Below are 18,191 nucleotides of genomic sequence, written 5' to 3'. Positions count from 1 at the left end.
GGAGAGTTGACCATGGGGCTGTCCGTTGCGGCACTGCGCGCGAGGATCGAGGCGTCCGACGGAGGCGCCTTCACCCTCGGAGCCGCCGACCTCGACCTGCCGACCGCGGGCGAACTGTTCCAGCGGCACCTGGGCGCCGGAACGCTGAACCTCGCCCGGTCCGTCGCGCTCACCGAGGAGTTGAGCGTCGCGGGCGAGCTGCTGCTCTCCGGCGCCGCCACACCGCTGCCCGCCCTGGTGTGGTTCGCCACCGACCGGGACCCTGACGACCCGGCGGCCGGTGACGACGACGAGGCCCTGGTCACCGGCCTGCAGATCGACGTCTCGCTGCCCGACTTCACCGTGCCCGCCGGCCACCTGGACCGCGAGCTGGATCCGGCGGTGCTGCGCACGGTGGGCTTCGACACCCTCCACCTGCTGCTCGACGCCACCGCCGCCATCGACGACGACCGGACCGACGACCGGACCGACGACCACGCCCGCCCGCGCAACGGCATCGGCGCCGAGTTCCCCCTGCCCGGCGCGGGGCCGCGACAGCGCGGCTACGCCGTCGGGTTCTGCCCGGAGCAGGCCGGGTGCGCCTGGAGCCTGGCGGGCGACTTCGCGGACGTCCCGCTGCGCGACCTGGCCGACCTGGCGGTGCTGGGGCCCGGCCTGGGGGCCGGCGACTTCGCGATCCCCGAGGAGTTCGGCCGGATCGGCCCGCTGGCGATGAGCGGCCTGTCCGTCACCTTCCACCCCGCCGACCAGGCCCGGGGCATCACCGCGGCGATCGTCTCCGCGGGCGTGCGGATCGAGCTCGACACCACCTTCGACCTGTTCCCCGGCGCGCTCGGCGTGTCCGGGCTGTTCGCCGAGTTCACCGTGACCCACGTGGGCCGCCCCCGGGTGCGCAGCCTCTTCGGCGGCACCCTCACGCTCGCCGGCGACACCGAGGCGCACGCCGAGGTCCGGTTGCCCGACTTCCGGGCGGTCGCCCGGCTGCTCGCCCCGGTGCCGCTCGCCCCGCTGGCCGCCGCCTACCTCCCGGGCCTCGGCCTGCCCGAACTCACCGTCTCCGAGCTGCGCTTCGAGGGGACCGCCGGCAAGGGCGCACCCGCGTTCGGCCTGGACCTCTCCGTGGAGGGCCCCTGGGAGGTCCTGCCCGGCCGGGTCGCGCTGACCGACCTCGACCTCGCCCTGACCGTCGACGGTGACGGCTGGACCGGCGAGCTGGAGACGGCCTGGCAGCTGGGCGGCGGCCAGGTCGGCGTGTCGGCCGAGCACCAGGACGGCGTCTGGCGCTTCCTCGGCCAGGCGACGGGCCTCACCCCGGCCGACCTCTTCGGCGTGTTCGAGGCCGACGTCCCGGCACTCTTCGACGAACTCGAACTGCTCTCGCTGTCGGTGGAGTTCGACGGCTCGGGCGAGGAGATCGCGCTGGGCGGTGCCCTGGCGTTCCCGATCGGCGAGGCCGACGCCGTGCTCACCCTCACCACGGTGCTCACCCGGCGCCCCACCGGTGGCGGCTACGAGAAGCAGGTGACCGGCCTGCTCACCGTGGTCGTCCCGGGTGCGGGCACCGAGGAGCCGGACGGCGGGGAGGAGCTGCTCGGGGAGGACCTGCGCCAGGAGGACGCTCCGGCCGGTGTACGGACGGCCGGGCCGCGCACCCTGGTCTTCGCCGTCGACTACCGCGAGGACGCCACCGGCACCACCGTCACCGGCACCTGGTCCTCCCCCGAAGGGGTCCGCCCGACCGATCTGGTGGCCGCGCTCGGCATCGACCTGCCCCGACTGCCCGAGGCCCTGGAGCCGGCGCTCACCGCCCTGGCCGTCCGCTACGACTCCGCCACCGGCCAGGTGCTGCTCACCGCCACCACCGAGCACACCGGCTGGGTGTACGCCACCCGCCCCGGCTCCGGCCAGGGCAAGCCGCGCCGCACCACCGCCGCGGCCCGGGTACGGCTGGACGCCCGCGCCTCCGGGCTGCCCCTGGTCGGCGACGCCGTCCCGCCCGGCTCGGACCTGGCGCTGCCCGGGCTCGCCGTCACCTCCGCCCCCGAGGGGTGGAACGACCAGCAGGCCCGCGCCCTCAACACCCTGCTGGACGGGCTGGACGGCGCCGCCGAACGCCGCCTGCCCCGCTTCGCCGTCGGCGAGGCGGCCCGGCCGGGGGTCGCGGTCCAGATCGAACTGAGCATCGGCGGCGAGCCGCAGGACCCGCTCGTCCTGCCGGTCACCTCCCCGCCCGGGCGGGCGCTCACCGCGCGCGGCCCGATCGCCGCCCGTGCCATCGCCGCCCGTGCCCAGGAGGACGGCTCCGCCCGCGAACTCGGCGTCGTGCTCGGCCCGGTGCGGCTGCACCGGCTGGGCGTCGCCGTCGTCGACGGCCGGCTGGTGATCGCGCTGGACGCCACCATGGCGGTCGGCCCGCTCACCGTCGACCTGCTCGGGCTCGGCTTCGGCCTGGACACGGACTGGTCCCTGACCCCGACCCTGCGCGGCGCGAGCCTGGCGCTGGAGCGGACCGGCCCGCCCCGGGTGGTCATCGCCGGGGCCTTCACCCGGATCGACGCGGGCCCGGACTTCGAGCCGGCCTTCGCCGCCGCCGGACGGATCGAGATCCAGGACCTCATCGTCCTGCAGCTGGCCGGGAGTTGGGCGCGCAACAAGGCCGGCTGGGACTCGGTCTTCGGCTACGCCGAACTGGTCGCCGGCCGCAACCGGATCAACGGGCTCTTCACGGTCGGCCCGGTGACCTTCACCGGCGTCGTGCTCGGCTTCGGCGTCAACAGCACCGTCCGGCTGCCCGCCACCCACGAGGTGAGCGAGTTCCCCTTCGTCAAGCGGCTCGGCGCCGCGCCCGGCGAGCCGGGCGGCGAGGTCGAGAAGCTGTCCCCGACCGAGGCACTGGACCGACTGGTCGGGCAGGGCGGCTGGGTGACCCCGGCGCAGGGCCAGTACTGGGTGGCCGGCGGCATGGAGTTCACCGTCTACCGGTTCATCCAGGCCCGCGCGGTGGCCCTGGTCGAGTGGGGCCCGGCCGGCTGGAAGGCCGTCCTGGCGGGCAGCACCTCGCTCGCGCTGCCGCCCACCCGTGGCGCCGGGAGCACGGCGGCGCGGCGGGGCGAGGCCGCACCCCACGACGGGGCCGCACCGCTCCTCTTCGGCAAGCCGCTCGGCCAGGTCGTCGTCGACTTCGTCTTCGCCTACGACTCCGCGCTCGGCCGCTTCTCCATGGACACCGTCATCGCCGAGGGCTCCTACCTGCTGGACCCGCAGGCCAGGCTCACCGGCGGCATCTCCCTCTACGTGTGGGGCAAGAGCCTGCCCGGCGTCCCGAAGGGCTTCGTGCTCACCGCGGGCGGCTACCACCCGCGCTTCCGCGTCCCCGCGCACTACCCGAGGCCGCCGCGGATCGGCTGGCTGTGGGAGCGCGGCCCGGTGTCGATCCGGGCCGAGGCCTACGCCGCGCTGACCGACGGCGCCTTCATGATCGGCGGCGAGCTGGCCGCCGTCTACGACAACGGGCACGGCATCAACCTGCGCGCCTGGTTCACCGCCTACGTGCACGCCCTGGTGCAGTGGAAGCCGTTCTACGCCGACCTCGCGCTCGGCCTGCGCATCGGCGTCGCCGCCACCGTCAAGGTGCTCTTCGTCCGGATCCGGGTCTCGCTGGAGGTCGGCGTCGACCTCCAGCTGTGGCTGCCGCCGATCGGCGGCCGGGCCAAGGTCAAGGTCTGGTTCATCTCCTTCACCCTCGGCTTCGGCGCCGACCGCAAGGGCGCGCCGGCCGCCGACTGGGAGGAGTTCCAGCTCCAACTGCCCGCACCCTCGCGCGCCGCGCTGAAACAGGGCGGCGAACTTCCCGACGTCACCGAGGCGGAGACGGCGGCCCGGCAGGCGGCGTCCGCCCCGGAGCTGGTCCGGATCGACGGCTTCACCACGGCCGTCGAGTCCGCCCTGCCCGCGTCCAGGATCACCCTCAACGGCGACCTGTTCGCGGGCAGCGACACCGCCCGGATCGACATCCGGCCGATGAAGCTCACCGGCGTGGTCTGCGAGCAGATCGTCGAGATCCTCGACGAGCAGGGCCGGCGCTACGGCTGGCAGGAGGCCGGCTGGGAGATCACCGCCTCCCGCGAGGGCCTGCCGCAGGCGCTCTGGGGCCGGCCGCTGGCGAACCCGAACCAGGCGCTCGACCAGGACGGCCTGGTCGACGGCTGCCTCACCGGGCTGACCATCGACGTCCCCGGCCCGACCCGGCAGCTCGGCGTCGGCCCGGTGCCCTCCGCCGCCCTCGACGTCGAGGGGCTGCCGCCCGGCCGGATGCCGCTGCGCGACGGGTCCGTGGCCGGGCCCGCCCCGGTCTTCGAGGAGGACGGTGTCGGTGTGATCACCCGCACCCTCACCGGGGCGGCCGCCGAACGCACCGCCGTGCACGACGCGCTGGCCGCCCTCGGCCTCGCCCCGGGGAGCGACGGCCCGCTGGACCGCACCGCCGAGCTCCTCGGCCACTCCCTGACCGACGCCCCGATGCTGACCGAAGCCCAGAGGTGACCGCCGTGCCCACCCGCCCCGACCTGGACGTCAGCTTCTACGACCACCTCGTCCCCAAGGCCACCGCCGGCGTCTACACCGTCACCGTCGAGCACCGGCTCAGCAAGGACGGCCGGCCCCTGGACACCGCCGCCGAGCTCCCCCCGGCCGAGGGCCGGTACGAGATCCGCGCGGCGCGCTTCCACCTCGACCCGAGCTCGGTGCACGCCCTCTACCCGGCCGCCGGCGCCGCCGGTCGGTACACCCACGTGCTGCCGCACGTCACGCTCACCCGCGCGGTCCTGCCCTGGGAACGGACCCTGGCGAAGCGGTCCGTACCGGCCCCCTGGCTGGCACTGCTGCTGCTCGCCGAGGGGGAGGCGCTGGACGACCCCGCCGCCGCCGGCGAGTTCACCGACCGGCCGGTCGGCGAACTCCGGCGCCCCACCGAACCCGGCACCGTCGGGCCGGAGTTGGGCGGGGACATCGACGACACCCTGCCCTGCCGGACGATCGACCTGCCGATCGGGGTGTTCCACGCGATCGCCCCGCGCAAGGCCGAACTGCTCGACCTCACCCACGTCCGCGACGTCGAACTCGCCCCGCAGCGCCGGGACGACGGCGAAGTGCTCACCGAGGGCGCGTACGCCGTCCTGGCCGCCAACCGCTTCCCGCGCACGCCCGGGAGCTACGCCGTCCACCTGGTCTCGCTGGAGGGCCACCTCGACCGGCTCGAACCCGGCACGCTCGCGGACGCCGGGCACATCCGGCTCTGCAGCCTGTGGTCCTGGTCCTTCACCAACGCCCCCGACGGCACCCTCGACCCCGGCACCCTGCTGCGCGACCTGGTCGCGCCCGGCACCGCGGACCCGGAGCGGCTCGCCCTGCGGCACACCCCGCCCGCCGGCGGGGGCGACACCGCCGCCGAGCGCCACATCCGCACCCGGCTGCACCACGGCTACACCGCCCTCCCCCAGCGCACCCTCGCCGGGGAGTCCACGTACGCCTGGTACCGGGGCCCGTTCACCCCGCTCACCGCCCCCGAACTGCCGCGCGAGGCCGTCGAGGGCCCGCACAGCACGGCCGACCACGCGCTGGTCTACGACCCGGCGTACGGCGTCTTCGACGTCAGCTACGCCGCCGCGTGGACGCTCGGCCGCACCATCGCGCTCGCCGACCCCGAGTACAGCACCGAGATCGTCGAAGCCCGGCGGGCCCTGGCCAACCGCGCCGCCACCCTAGCCGCGCTCGGCGCCGACCCGGTCCGGGCCCGGCAGGACCCGGACGCCCTGCCCGGCGACACCGCCCTCGGCGCACTCGCCGCGGCCGGCCTCGGTGCCCGGCTGGTCCAGGCCCTCGGTGGCGAGCCGCGCCGCGCACCGGCCCCGGCCCCCGCCGCCCGGACCGCCCGCGTCCGACCCGCCCGCGTCCGGCCCGCCGCCCTGCTCGCCGACCCGCGCGCCCGCGCCTCGCTGGCCGCGGTCGCCGAGGCCGTGACCCCGACCGCGCCGGACTGGCTGGAACGCCTGGCCCTGCTGCGCGGGGTGCCCTTCCCGCACCTGGTGCCCGATCCGCGTCTCCTGCCGCCGGAGAGCCTTCGGGCGTTCCGGATCGACGAGGGCTGGATCGAGGCGCTGGTCGCGGGCGCCGCCGACGTCGGCGCCCACACCTCGACGGACCACGCGCTGGCGCCCCTGCTGCGCGAACGCCGGTTCCGCGACGGCACCCGCCTGCCCGCCGCCGGGCTGCTGATGCACTCCGAACTCGTGCGCGCCTGGCCGGTGTTCGACCTGATCGCCACCCGGGCCGGCGAACCCGTCGAGGAACTGCGCCGGGACCACCTCGCCCCCGACCTCCTGCTGGTGCTGTGGGACGCCGTCCCGGACTCGGTGAGCATCCGCGAGCCGGGCCAGGGCATCCACTTCGGCGTCAACTCCGAGGCCCGGATCAGCCTGCGCCACCTGACCGGCAGCGCCGTCGGCTACCCGACCGGCACCGAGTTCCCCGACCCGGCGAGCGGCCGTACCGTCTTCGACCACCTGCGCCCGGGCCAGGGCGGGCGCCTGCCGGACGTGCTCACCCTGCACGGCGACGGCGGGCTGCTGCCGGCCCTCGCCGCCGCCTGCGGGAGCGACCTGTCACCGGGGCGCTTCGCCCTGCAACTCGTCAACGCGCCGCTGGAACAGCTGCTGCTGCCCGCTCCCCGGACCGACCTGCCGTGCGAGGCGGACACCTTCGTCCAGTACGGCCAGGGCCCGGTCGACGGCACCCGCCACGAGCTGATGGTCAAGAACGAGGGGCCGGCCAGCTCCGTCACCAGGATCGCCTACCTGCGCTTCGACGCCACCGGGCTCCCGCCCGCCGACCGGATCGCCCGGGCCGTCGTCCGGGTGCACGCGGCGGCCAGGGACGCGGGCGGCTTCGACCTGCTGCTGCACGGCACCGGCAACGACTGGGCGGAGTCCGCGCTCGCCTGGGCCGACCGCCCCGAACTCTCCGCGCAGCCGCTCGCCCGGGCCCGCCTGGGCGCCGTCGACGCCTGGACCTGGCTGGAGTTCGACGTCACCGACCACGTCCGCGCCCGCACCGGCGGCCGGGTCTCGGTGGCGCTCACCAAGGCCCAGGCCGCCCGGGAGCTCGCGGTGATCACCTCCCGCGAGGGCACCTCGCACCGCCCCGCCCTGATCGTCACCACCACGCCGACCTCGAACGCGGGGGACTCCGACCGATGAGCGACACCGACCTGATCGTGCCCGTCCAGGTGCACGCCCTGCTGGTCAACCGGAAGGTGCGCACCCTGCACCCCTTCCACCGCCCCCAGCCGAGCTTCGACCGGATGCTCGGCACCCAGCCGAAGACCAAGGGCCGGGGCGCCGCCGAACCCGAGGCCTTCACCGGAGGCAAGGAGGTCGGCGGGGACGCGGGCTTCGAGGGCGTGCACCTCCAGTGGCAGCTGCCCGAGGCGCTCACCGACGGCTTCGTACCGGACGACGGCCAGGACACCCACTTCCCGCTGGTGCCCAACCGCTGGCTGGTGGTGCGCTACGCGTGGGTGCGCGGCGCGCGCAAGGTCCGCGGCTGGGTGGTGCACAGCGACTACCTGTACTCGGACGACGAGGGCGCCTCCTGGGACGACAAGGAGGCGATCAACAGCTTCGTCGACCCGCGCCGCGAGGAGCCGGAGGTCGACTGGCTCGGCCGCCGCCACGTGCTGACGCCCGGCACCCCCTGGCGGGAGCCGGAGGCCAAGCGGTCGCTGTTCCTGAACGCCGCCGGCGCCGGACTGCCCAACTTCGCCGCCTTCGAGCCGTACCACGAGAACGTGTTCGCCCTCCACGACGACCTCCAGGACCTCAGGGACCCGGCACACGGCGACAGTTACCCGCCGGACGCCGAACTCTCCTACCTGGTCGCCGGGTGGTACAGCGACACCGACCACGACTTCCTCCGGGCGGCGGCCGCCATCCCCGGGCTGCTGCCGCCGGACGCCTCCCCCGATTCCGCCGCCGAGGTCGTCGCGGCGCTGGGCTGGACCCTGGCCGGGCGCGGCGCCGCCGTCGCCGGGGGCCTGGGTACGGCGGCCGGGCACGGCGTCGAGCACCTCCTCGACCACCAGGACGACACCTACTACCTGAGCGCGAACGCCCCCGTGCGCTCGGACCGGATCACCGTCGACCTGGGCACCGTCCAGGACGTGAGCTCGCTGCGCGTCCTGGCCGGCGACCCCGACGACGCCCACCTGCTGCCCGCCGTCCGGGTCCAGACCTCGGTGGACGGCACCGACTGGCCCGCCGCGCACCACCAGGACTACGACGCCGGCACGCCCGTCCTCGAGTACTCCCCCGCCACGCCCGTCCGGGCCCGGTACGTCCAACTGTGGCTGCTGGAGGCCGGACCGGAGCCGGTCGCCGTCCGGACCTTCGAGGTGACCGCCGCACCGGCCCTCGGGCGCAGCGTCTACCACGGCACCGCGCTCGGCCTGGAGTGGCGGCACGACGGCGACGCCCCCGAGGACCGTCGGCCCGACCCCAACCGCACCGACGTCGCGTTCGGCCACAGCACCGGCGAGGCCGCGGCCGAGCTGTTCGACCGGCAGAGCGACCCGCAGCACGACTCGCCGCGCACCGCGCAGCTGCTGAACGCGCTCTACCACGGCACCCTGGACACCTTCGACGGCCCGGACGGCGACCGCGACCTCGCCGAGACCACCCGGCGCAGCTGGTTCTCCGGCAGCGAGGGCGGTCACCGCTGGCAGATCCTCGCCCGTCCCGATCAGGACCCCGGGGCCGGGAGTCGCCGGGCGCCGGCCGTCGCGCCGGAGTGGCTGGCCCGGCTCAACGCGGACCAGGCCGAACACGACTCCCGGCTGCGTGAACTGACCGAGCACCAGTGGCGGGTGTGGGCCCTGCACTGGCTGCGCCACCTGCCGGAGGGCGAGCGGCCCCCGCAGCTGCCCGAGGGGTTCGACGACGAGTGCGACCGGCTGCTGGAGCCCGCCAACGACGGCCCGGCCAAGGACGCCGACGACGCCCTGCGACGCATCGAGGAACTCCGCGGCCTGATCCCGTGGCCCGAGCCCGGCCAGGACCTTCAGGACGTCGCCGACACCTGGGCCGCCGAGCGGGGCCTCGACCCGGGCCTGCAGCTCCGGCGGCAGCCCGGTGACGCCTTCTACAAGCCCGCCGACCCGGTCCTGCTGATCAACGGCAGCGGCGGCGGCACCGTCCCGCTCACCCGCGACCGCGACAACCCGCTGCCCTGCCGACTCGGCACCGACCTGCTGCGCGAGGTGATGATCGGCTCCTCCTGGAGCCCGGTCGAGGCGAGTCCACCCGACCCCGGCCTCACCGGCCTGCCCGCCGCCTGCGCGGCACTGCTCAAGGAGTTCGCCCTCCTGGAGCGCGCCGCCCGCACCGCCGACGGCGCCCGCACCGCGCTGCACGCCGTCGTGGAGAGCCCGGCCACCCGCGCGCGCGGTCCGCTCGCCGAGTACACCGCGCCCTGGCGGCAGCCCTGGCTGCCGATGACGCTGATGTGGAAGCTCAGCTGGTTCCCCACCCCCTACCGCAGCGACGGCACCACGCACTGGACGTTCAGCCCGCCCGATGACGGCATCGACGCCCACCACTACACCTGGGACGGCACCGGCACCCTGGCGGCGGACTTCGAGAGCGAGGGCGACGTCCTCAACCGCCTCTTCCGCTCCCGCGCCTACCTCGCGCCCACCACGGTGTACGTGCTGCGCGAACAGCTCGCCCGCTACCGGGCCAGCCACCCGGGCGCCGACCGCGCCGCGCTGGCCGGACTGCGCCGGGAGCTGGAGCCGCTGGACGTGCTGTCGCAGACGCTCGACGGGTTCAACGACTGGCTGCTGCAGCTCGACGGCGGCGCGCAGGTGCCCGTCGAGGGCGCGGTCGCCGGGCTCGCCGGGCCGCAGAACCACGTGCCCGACCCGGCGACCGGCGCGTTCACCGACCGCCACCAGCCCATCCGCGCAGGGCAGTTGTTCCTCACCGACCTGCGCCTGCTCGACCGCTTCGGCCGCTGCGTCGACCTGGTCACCTCGGGCGACGAGGGCAACTGGTACGACCAGTACCCGGTGCTCACCGCCTCGGTCACCCCGAGCCGAGCGCTGTACACCGACCCCGCGCCGGTCAACCCCGAGCGCTTCGTCCAGCTGCCGCCCCGGCTGCTCCAGGACACCCGGCTGGCCTTCACCCAGGAGCCGTCCGGGCGCAGCGACGGCCTGGCCGGCTGGCTGCTGGTCAACCACCTCGACCAGGCCCTCGGCGTGTACGCACCGGACGGCGCCGCCGTGGGGGACGTACGGATCGTGCTCACCCCGGACTCCGGCGAGGCCGCCAGGTGCGTCCCGCTGCCGCACTCCCCGTACACCGGGCACACCGACCCCCGGCTCCTCGCCGACCATCCCGAACTCGCCGGTTTCCTGGCCGGGTTGATCGACCGGCCGGACTCGGCCGGGGCGTTCCGCGCGCTCGTCGCCACCGTCGACCGCAGCGTCGCGGGCATCGTCGACACCGCGCCCGAGTCCGGGCCGCTGCCCGCCCGGCTGATCGGGCGGCCGGTCGCCCTGGTCCACGCCACCCTCGACCTCGAACTCCACCACCAGTTGCCGACCGACCCGTCCTGGGACACCGTCCTCGAACCGGTCACCGGCGCCCACGAGGACGAGGACTGGAACATCCGGCTCGGCGACCCGGAGCGCCTCGACGACGGCCTGATCGGCTACTTCGCCGGCGCGCCCGGCGAGCGGGTGGACTACGGCCTGCTGCGCGCGCTCGACCCGGCCGCCGACAGCGACTACCTGGACCCGGTCACCGACGGCGGCGACCTCGCGCTGCCCGCGCGCCCGCCCGTCCGGCGCCGCTTCCGGCGCGTCACCATGATCGCCCACCCGCACCTGCCGGTGCACGCCACCACGGACATCCTGCCCGTGCACGCCCTGCGGCTGGACGCCGAGCAGGTGCACCGCGCGCTCGGCGCCATCCGGGCCTCGTTCCGGCTCAACCCGCTGCTCGCCACCACGCGCGACCTGCGCCGCCTCGACACCACCATGGCCGTCGACCCGGCGCACCCGCTCGGCAACATCGCCGGACGCGCCCCGGCGGCGGCCGAGTTCCGCAGCCTCGGCGCACCGGCCGCCGGGAGCACCGTCGTGCTCGACCTCGGGTCGGTCCAGCGGCTCGCCGGGTACTCCCTGCTCACCGGCACGGCCGACGGCTCCCACCGGCCGGGGAACCCGGTGCTGGAGTACTCGGAGCGCGGCGAGCCGAACGGCTGGCGGCACCTGCCCTACGACGCCGAGCAGGCGGTGAACGAGCACACCCTCGACGAGGCCGTCCCCGCGCGGTACGTCCGCCTGCGCCTCACCACCGGCGCCGACGGCGTCTTCGGCATGCGGCGCTTCGCCGTCACCTGCGACCCGGACGACGCCGCTCTCCTCCTGCCGCCGCTGTCCGCCCGCTACGGCACCTGGAGCTGGGCCCAGCCGCAGGCGACCGCCACGGACGACCTGGACTGGGACGAGCGGCCGCTGTTCCCCGCCGACCACCTCAGCCACCCGGACGACCCGGCGCCCACCGCCCGGGCCGGCTACCTCCAGCTCCACCCGGCCGCGCCGAACCCCCCGGCCCGCTGACCCGCCGACCCCCGCCCCCGACCCCGCCCGCCACCCACCACCGGAAGGACCGCGCCGCATGGCCGTGACCGCCACGACCGACCTGCTCCGCTACACCCTCACCACCTCCCCGCCCGACCTCGTCCGGGCCACCGCGGGCCACCCCCGGCAGGCCCGGCTGGAGATCGCCGTCACCCGCAACCCGGCCGCGGACGGCGTCCCCGACTGCCGCAGCATCACCGTCGAGGTGCCGACCGGGGACGGGGCCGACGCCCTCACCGCCCGTGCCGAGCGCATCGACACCGCCTACCGGGCCCCGCACGGCCGCGGCTGGCACATCCGCGCGACCACCCCGGAGCCCGGCCGCACGGTGTTCACCTGCACCCCCGAAGGCCCGCGCGGCAAGGCCGGGTTCGACGACCGGGAGGACTTCACCCTCGTCCTGGAACGCATCCCGCTCACCGGCCCGCCCGGCACCGTCCAGCTGCGCATCAGCGACGAGACGGCGACCGGCTCCGGCGCCTACGCGCGGCGCAGCACCGTGCTGCCGGTGGCGGTGGTGGGCGAGTGATCGAGGTCATGGCCGCCGCGGGGGCCCTGCTCGACCTGGTCTGCGACACCAACCCCGACCCGGTCACCGTCTCCACCGCCACCGAGACCAAGCGGGCGACGGTCTTCCTGACCTTCCGCAGGCCGGCCGGGAGCGCGGACGTCAAGTGCCGCGCGCTCAGGGTCACCGTTCCGGTGGGCACCGCGGCCGGCGACCTGTCCCTCAACACCGACGCGGCCCACGCCGACGACATCGACGACTACCCGCGCGACAACGGCGGGCCGGAGTGGGACATCGAGCGCACCACCGTGCCGCCCGAGCCGACGGCACCGGGGCAGGTCACCTCGATCACCTTCACCTGCACCCCGCCGTCCGGCGAGACCACCTTCGGCGCCGGGCGGGAGTTCACGCTGCTGCTGTCGAACATCCCGGTCAACCGCACGGTCGGGGCCGCCCGGCTGACCGTGACGGAGACGACGCGGCCCGGCTCGGGGAGCACCGACTGGGCGGACCGGCCGACCGGGGTGCCGGTGGTCGAGAAGCTCGCGAACGAGTTCTACGTGCGGAACTTCTCCAGCCGGGTCGGCCGGGTCGCCCACGGGCAGAGCGCCGTCCTGGAGTGGGAGGGCACCCCGCAGAACAGCGAGTACTACCTCTACTGGGACGACGAGCCCGCGAAGCGGCTCCCCTCCACCGTCCCGCTCACCTACACCACCCACGCGCTCACCCGGACGACGACCTTCGTGCTCGACGCGCAGACGCGGAACGCCGCCAACCAGACGGTGCACCACTACCGTTCGACCACCGTCACCGTGAAGGACCCGGACGTCCTGGCCAGGACCCTCACCGCCGCCGACAGGCTCGCCGTCCACGACACCTTCACCGCCGACCGGACCGACGCGCGCAGGACGTGGGCCCGCACGACGGACTTCACCGGCGACGTGACCATCAGCTGACGACCCGAGGCGCCCCCATCCCATGGCAACCAGTCCGCTCGCGCCCGACGGCCGCCTCCAGGCCGAGTGCGTGCCCAGCCCGAACCCCCTTCCGGTCTCCACGCCGAGCAAGACCAAGAACGGCGTCCTGCGCCTGACCTTCTCCAAGCCCGACGGCAGCCCCGACGTCGAGTGCCGCTCCATCACCGTGTCCCTGCCCATCGGGACGGCGCCGACCGACCTCACGGACAACCCCGTGCCGATCGACGGCAACCAGGACGGCGGGCAGGGCACCTGGCTGATCGTCCAGCGCCCCTCGAAGGAGAACTCCCTCACCTTCGTCTGCACCCCCGAGGCCCCCGGCAACCAGGTCACCTTCGACGCGGGCCGCCGCTTCACGCTCAAGATCTCCGCCATCCCCGTCGCCCGCACCCCCGGCGACGTCCGGCTCACCGTCACCGCCCACACCGCCACCGACAACGACTGGGAGGACCGCCCCGTGGACACGCCCGAGGTCGGGAAACACCGTGAGGACGCCTCCGCGTTCTTCTTCCGCGCGTTCTCCAGCGTGCAGCCGCGGGTGGCGAACAAGGGCAGGGCGACCCTGCGGTGGGAGGGCAGCGAGGCGGGCACCGAGTACTGGCTGTCCTGGGACGAGGGCGCACCGGTGAAGGTCACCGGCCTCAGCCACCAGACCCACGAACTCACCGACACCACCACGTTCGTCCTGGACGCCCGCACCAAGGGCGCCGACGGCCAGGACGTCCACCACTACCTGTCCACGACGGTCACGGTGAAGGACCCGGACATCGTCGCCAGGACGGTGACGGCGAGCGACAAGGTGACGGTGACGGAGACCTTCACCGCCGACAACAAAGCCGGGAAGAAGACCACGATCGGCGCCACCACCTTCGACGGCAACGTCACCGTCACCACCGGCAACACCCTGACCGTCGCCGGGCAGATCAACGCCAACGGCGGCGTCAACGCCACCACCCTCACGACCAGCGGCGCCCTCAACGCCAACGGCACCGTCACCGCGAAAGCCGACGTGATCGTCGAGTCCGCGTACGTCCTGCGGACCGATCACATCTGGTCCTCCGGCAGGAGCACGACCGGCACCGTCAACCTCCAGAGCAAGGTCGACTTCAAGCAGCCGGTCACCGCCAACAACACGGTCACCGCGAACCGGGACGTCACCATCGACTCCGGCTACTCCCTCAAGGCGGCGAAGATCTACGCCACCGACGGGACCACGACCGGCACCGTCACCGTCAAGAGCAAGCTGGCCGTGGAACAGGCCGTGACCGCCATCGGCGCCGCCCAGACACTGTTCTCGGACTACCTGTCGGGCTTCGCCGACCGCACCTACACGGCCGCGGGCGGCGACGGATTCGTCCACGTCCGGCTCCAGAGCCTGCGGGCGGACACGTCGTCCAGCGCCTGGCAGTTGCACGCCCACCACCGCATCACCGTCAACGTCGGCGGCGTGGACTACCAGTCCTCGACCGCCCAGTCGGGGTGGAAGGACAACGGCACGTTCCCGGGCGACAGCGTGGTCGTCCCCGTCAAGAAGGGGCAGACGATCCGGGTCACCGCGCAGAAGGGGAGCACGGGCGCGTGGTTGGCGCTCACCTGGACCCCGCTCGGCGGCAGCGACGCGCTGACGTAGGAGCAGCCACCGGCCCCGGAAGAGCACGGCAGCACAGGCCGGTGCCGGCCGCGCCCGGAGGGCGTGGCCGGCACCGGTGAGCCGGGGGGAGCGAATTCACGTTACGGAGAGTTCGACGGCGACCCAAGTCCCGGGTTCTTCCGGGAGTGGCGGTACTACGGTCGGAGAATTGCCGTTCGGGGGCCCGCTCCGCCGGTTCTTCAGAGGATCTTGATGGAGTTCACCTTCGGCGGGTGGTTCGGGTACGAGATGTCCGTCCAACGGTTGACCCGCACCGAGTCGCCGTTGGCGTCGGAGTAGACCAGGTCGTTGTTCCCGGTGGAGATCCGGTCGACCCACCACCCGCCGAAGCCGATCTCCCCACCGTTCGCATAGCAGTCCACGCTGTCGCGACCGTCCAGGTGCGACCAGATCTTCAGGAAGTCATTACGGCTCCCGTCGCACGGGATGTGGTCGATGGCGAAGGCGCTGCCGGACGGCACCGCCACGGTGAGAGTGGCCGCCGCGGCGAAGGCCATGGCCATCGAGCCCACGACCTTCTTGACATTCGAGAACATGGATTCTCCCCAGTCGGATCACATGAATAATCGGAGTCCGCTCCACAACGAGTTTCCGTTGCGTCGTGCTCGATCAGTATCCGGAACGCCTTTATGAGGGTCAATCGAACAGACCTTGGCGCACGGCGTTCTCGGTCATTTCCCTCCGGAATTTCGGCAAGGCGTGGGGCGTGTCGTTCCGGTGGGTTCACCCGATGACGTGTCGCGGCCTGCCGGGAGGAGACGGGGCGGCGTCCTCGCGCCCGGGGGGCAGTGTCGGTGGGGCGGGGCGGTGGTGTCAGTCCGGATGGTTCCGGGTTCCGGGGTGGGTGGCGGGTGGTTAGCGTGCCCCGGGCGGTCCGGAGGGGCCGCTGCCACGCGTCTTCAGGAGGTCAGGATGACCGCGCACCACTCCGGTCGTAGGGCTCGCCGCCGGTGTACGGCGTGAGGGGCCGAGCGGTGCCGGGCTCCCTTCCCCGGCTGGCGCTGATGGCGGCCGCGCTGCTGCTGCCGGTGGCCGTACCGGCCGCGCCCGCCGGGGCCGCGCCGACGGCGGTGGCCGGGTTCGCGGCGTCCTGCCCGGCCCGCGGCCAGATCTCCCAGGGCTACAGCCAGGAGCACAACGGCATCGACATCGCCAACGACTACGGCACCCCGATCTACGCGGTGGGCGACGGCGAGGTGACGGCCTCCGGGCCGGCACAGGGCTACGGCCAGTGGATCCGCATCCTGCACCCGGACGGGACCATCACCGAGTACGGGCACATGCGCGAGCGGGACGTGGCCGTCGGCGAGCACGTGACGGCCGGTCAGCAGATCGCGCTGATGGGCAGTGAGGGCCAGGCCAGCGGACCGCACCTGCACCTGCGGGTCTGGGCCGACGCCAACGCGACCGTGCGCACCGACCCCGTCCCCTACCTCGCGGACCGCGGCATCACCATGCCCTGCCGACCGGGGACCGGTCCGCGTCCGGCACCGCTGGTGTATCCGGCGCAGTCCGGGAAGGTGGTGTCGGCCCGCGGCGCCGACGGCCGCCTGGAGGTGTTCGCGGCCGGCGCGAACGGCGTCTCGCACGCCTGGCAGACAGCGGTGAACGGCGCCTGGTCGGACTGGGAATCCCTGGGCGGCCCGGGCGGCGCCGAGTTGGCCATCGGCCCGAACGCGGACGGACGCCTGGAGATGTTCGCCCTCAACGGCAGCACCCTCCAACACCGTTACCAGCTCGCACCCTCCGGCGCCTGGTCGAACTGGGAGCCCTTCGGCGGCGGCGGCCACGACCTCGCCGTGGGCGCCAACCAGGACGGACGCCTGGAGGTCTTCGCCTCCGGCCCGGCAGGCCTCTTCCACAAGTACCAGACCGCGCCCAACAGCGGCTGGTCCGACTGGGAATCGGCCGGCGGCGGCCCCGCCGACAGCGAAGTCCGCCTCGGCAAGGCCCCCGACGGCCGCCTCGAAGTCTTCGCGCTCAACAACACCACCTTCCAACACCAGTGGCAGACCGCCCCCAGCGGCGGCTGGTCCCCCTGGGAGACCTTCGGCGGCGGCGGACGCGCCCTCACCGTCGACCACAACGAGGACGGCCGCCTCGAAGTCCTCGCCTCCGGCCCCACCGGCGTCTTCCACAAGTACCAGACCAACCCCACCACCTGGTCCGACTGGGAGCCCACGGGCGGACCGGCCGACTCCCGGCTGACCAGCCAGCCGACGGCGGACGGCCGCGTCGAGGTCTTCGGCATCAACGGCAGCGCAGCGCAGCACATCTGGCAGACCGGACTCAACGCCCCGTACGGCCAGTGGGACACCTTCGGCGGCGGCGGCACCGGGATCACCGCCGCGACCAACGCCGACGGCCGGATCGAGGTCTTCGGGACCAGCAGCGCCGGCGTCTACCACAAGTGGCAGACCGGCTTCTCCACCTGGTCCGACTGGGCCTGGCTCAACACCACCGCCGGCCCCGCCGTCAACTGAGGAGAGCTCACGTGACCAGCACACCACGCGCCCGTCGGGCGCCCCGCCGCGTCCTGCTGTCCGCGCTGACCGCGCTGGGCGTGGCGGCGGGCCTGACGGCGGGCGCCACGCCCGCGCCGGCCGCCACCGGCATCGACCTGTGCGCCGAGGTCGGCTACAACGCGGGCTTCCGGGGCGACGCCCTGGTCACCGCGATCGCCGTCGGCATGGCCGAGTCCAGCTGCAACCCCTCGGCGTCCAACGTCCAGAACAACACCCCGCCGTCCCGCGACCGCGGCCTGTGGGAGATCAACGACTACTGGCACCCCGAGGTCAGCGACGCCTGCGCCTTCGACGCCCAGTGCAACGCCAACGCGGCGTACCGGATCTCCAACGGCGGCACCAACTGGCAGCCCTGGTCGACCTACAACCAGCGCGCGCACGAGCGCTACCTCGGTGCGGCGCAGGCCGCGGTGGACCGGCTCGGCCACCACGACCCGGGCCCGGCGCCGTTGGTCTACCCGGCGAAGTCCGGGAAGGTGGTGTCGGCACGCGGCGCGGACGGCCGCCTGGAGGTCTTCGCGGCCGGGGCCAACGGTGTCTCGCACGCCTGGCAGACGGCGGTGAACGGCGCCTGGTCGGACTGGGAGTCCCTCGGCGGCCCGGGCGGCGCCGAGTTGGCCATCGGCCCGAACGCGGACGGACGCCTGGAGATGTTCGCCCTCAACGGCAGCACCCTCCAACACCGCTACCAGCTCGCACCCTCCGGCACCTGGTCGAACTGGGAGACCTTCGGCGGCGGCGGCCACGACCTCGCCGTGGGCGCCAACCAGGACGGACGCCTGGAGGTCTTCGCCTCCGGCCCCGCGGGCCTGTTCCACAAGTACCAGAC

8 protein-coding genes and 1 pseudogene are annotated in these 18,191 nt (G+C 74.2%); 8 read left to right on the top strand and 1 reads right to left on the bottom strand.

The window, feature by feature from the left end; translation table 11 throughout:
* The first annotated feature begins 12 nt into the window (after positions 1 to 12).
* Genes ACFXPX_RS19660 through ACFXPX_RS19635 form a run of 6 tightly spaced genes read left to right on the top strand, consistent with a single transcriptional unit; the run spans position 13 to position 14,816 of the window.
* Positions 13 to 4,542 (top strand): DUF6603 domain-containing protein, encoded by a 4,530-nt coding sequence (locus ACFXPX_RS19660; RefSeq protein WP_380642472.1) that lies wholly within the window; start codon positions 13 to 15, stop codon positions 4,540 to 4,542.
* Between the two features lie 5 nt (positions 4,543 to 4,547).
* Positions 4,548 to 7,253 carry a DNRLRE domain-containing protein gene (locus tag ACFXPX_RS19655; protein WP_380642470.1) on the top strand — a complete coding sequence of 902 codons (2,706 nt, stop codon included), beginning with the start codon at positions 4,548 to 4,550 and terminating at the stop codon, positions 7,251 to 7,253.
* Positions 7,250 to 11,680, top strand: coding sequence for a discoidin domain-containing protein (locus ACFXPX_RS19650; protein WP_380642468.1), 4,431 nt, complete (start codon positions 7,250 to 7,252; stop codon positions 11,678 to 11,680). Before ACFXPX_RS19655 ends, ACFXPX_RS19650 begins: the two co-directional genes overlap by 4 nt.
* A gap of 58 nt (positions 11,681 to 11,738) precedes the next feature.
* Entirely contained in the window at positions 11,739 to 12,230 is a 492-nt protein-coding gene (locus tag ACFXPX_RS19645; protein WP_380642466.1) for a hypothetical protein, read from the top strand.
* Positions 12,227 to 13,165 carry a hypothetical protein gene (locus ACFXPX_RS19640; protein WP_380525753.1) on the top strand — a complete coding sequence of 313 codons (939 nt, stop codon included), beginning with the start codon at positions 12,227 to 12,229 and terminating at the stop codon, positions 13,163 to 13,165. The genes ACFXPX_RS19645 and ACFXPX_RS19640 overlap by 4 nt, the downstream gene beginning before the upstream one ends.
* Positions 13,166 to 13,187: 22 nt before the next feature.
* Positions 13,188 to 14,816 (top strand): hypothetical protein, encoded by a 1,629-nt coding sequence (locus tag ACFXPX_RS19635; RefSeq protein ID WP_380642464.1) that lies wholly within the window; start codon positions 13,188 to 13,190, stop codon positions 14,814 to 14,816.
* Positions 14,817 to 15,016: 200 nt separating this feature from the next.
* Here ACFXPX_RS19635 and ACFXPX_RS19630 read toward each other — a convergent pair whose 3' ends face one another.
* Positions 15,017 to 15,373 carry a beta/gamma crystallin domain-containing protein gene (locus ACFXPX_RS19630; RefSeq protein ID WP_375894624.1) on the bottom strand — a complete coding sequence of 119 codons (357 nt, stop codon included), beginning with the start codon at positions 15,371 to 15,373 and terminating at the stop codon, positions 15,017 to 15,019.
* Between the two features lie 468 nt (positions 15,374 to 15,841).
* Here ACFXPX_RS19630 and ACFXPX_RS19625 point away from each other — a divergent pair, with 468 nt between their 5' ends.
* Both ACFXPX_RS19625 and ACFXPX_RS19620 read left to right on the top strand, forming a co-directional pair.
* The gene (locus tag ACFXPX_RS19625; protein WP_380642482.1) at positions 15,842 to 17,320 is read left to right on the top strand and encodes a peptidoglycan DD-metalloendopeptidase family protein; all 1,479 of its coding nucleotides are present in this window, start codon (positions 15,842 to 15,844) and stop codon (positions 17,318 to 17,320) included.
* Positions 17,321 to 17,331: 11 nt separating this feature from the next.
* Positions 17,332 to 18,191: pseudogene (locus tag ACFXPX_RS19620) on the top strand (hypothetical protein); the annotation flags it as partial.

The organism is Kitasatospora sp. NPDC059146, from assembly GCF_042786665.1.
Classification (GTDB): Bacteria; Actinomycetota; Actinomycetes; order Streptomycetales; family Streptomycetaceae; genus Kitasatospora.
Note: the sequence above shows the minus strand (reverse complement) of the source record. Positions and strands in the feature narration are given on the sequence as shown.